This is a genomic window from Pseudomonas sp. 05T35 (genome assembly GCF_056396605.1).
In genome coordinates, this window is sequence record NZ_JBFTLU010000745.1 from 1 (window position 1) to 1233 (window position 1233).

Below are 1233 nucleotides of genomic sequence, written 5' to 3' on the forward strand. Positions count from 1 at the left end.
GTTGAGCAAGGCGTGAATGCACATCGAGAACTCGGATACCGCCCGCAGTGCCAATGCATCGGCCCGGTTGGCCAGGGTGAACAGTGTGTTCAGCATGCAGTCGATGGCGTCCTGATCATTGTTGATCAGTTGCAGGTGGCTCAGGCATTCCTCGGATTTGGCCAGCAGGGTTTCTGCCTCGATCAGGAATTCGGGCAGTCGCTGATTCCAGTTTTTACGATCGTTCAGCATGCTTTTCTCCACGACATCAAGTCAGGTGATGCAATCAGCCGTATGGCGAACGGACGTAAGGTACTGCCGGACCATGACTGGAATCTGTAGGGCAGTTCTGATTTTTTGCTGCTGACGATGAACGGTCTGCTTGTGTTCGACGCGAATACCCCGATGGAGCGAGCCTGATTGACAGCGTAACGAGAGACCGAACTCATTGGCCGTGAGGCATGAGCGGCGTAACCCGGCGGGCTGAAAAAGGAGCTCGGCAACGGTACTTCGATCACAGACAAAAGCCTGACTCCATTCATGCAGTGAGAATGGCGTCACATTAATGGCTATTGGATATCGCGAATATCAGGCTGATCCCGATTGCGGCTAGGGGATTCCCTTATGCCACGGAACTTGACACGCAAAGAGGGGTCGCGCGCAGGTTGTGCAGTGGATGAAATAGCCGCTTCAGTAGAGCATGATGTTAATGTGACATCAATTCCTTTGCGTGGCATTTTGTTTGCGGGTCAAGATTGCATGAGATCCGCCGATAACTTTCTTTAGTGAATTCATCAGAAAAGCCCAGGAGTCATCAATGGCCAGCATTCTCGACACAGTAGATCAACGCACGCAGCTGGTGGGTGAGAATCGCCTGGAAATTCTCATGTTTCGCCTGGCCGGTCGGCAGTTGTTTGCAATCAACGTCTTCAAGGTGCAGGAAGTCCTGCAATTGCCAAAACTGACCTTGATGCCGCAGCGTCACCCGTTTGTCTGTGGTGTAGTCAATCTGCGTGGCCAGACGTTGCCGGTGATCGACCTGTCCCAGGCCATCGGTATGCGGCCGCTGGTGCCGGGGCCCAACAGCACCATCATCGTGACCGAGTACAACCGCTCGGTGCAGGCCTTCCTGGTCGGTGGCGTCGATCGCATCGTCAACATGAACTGGGAAGCCATTCTGCCGCCGCCAACCAGTGCCGGCCGCCAGCATTACCTGACGGCCATCAGCAAGGTCGATGACCAACTGGTGGAGAT

The 1233-nt window shown here is 54.5% G+C and carries 1 protein-coding gene and 1 pseudogene; one reads left to right on the forward strand and one right to left on the reverse strand.

Annotation, left to right across the window (positions count from 1 at the left end):
* A pseudogene (locus AC1DH9_RS29445) lies at nt 1-231 on the reverse strand (hypothetical protein); the annotation flags it as partial.
* A gap of 565 nt (nt 232-796) precedes the next feature.
* Here AC1DH9_RS29445 and AC1DH9_RS29450 point away from each other — a divergent pair.
* On the forward strand, nt 797-1233 hold a 437-nt coding region (locus AC1DH9_RS29450; protein ID WP_477809367.1), incomplete at its 3' end, for a chemotaxis protein CheW.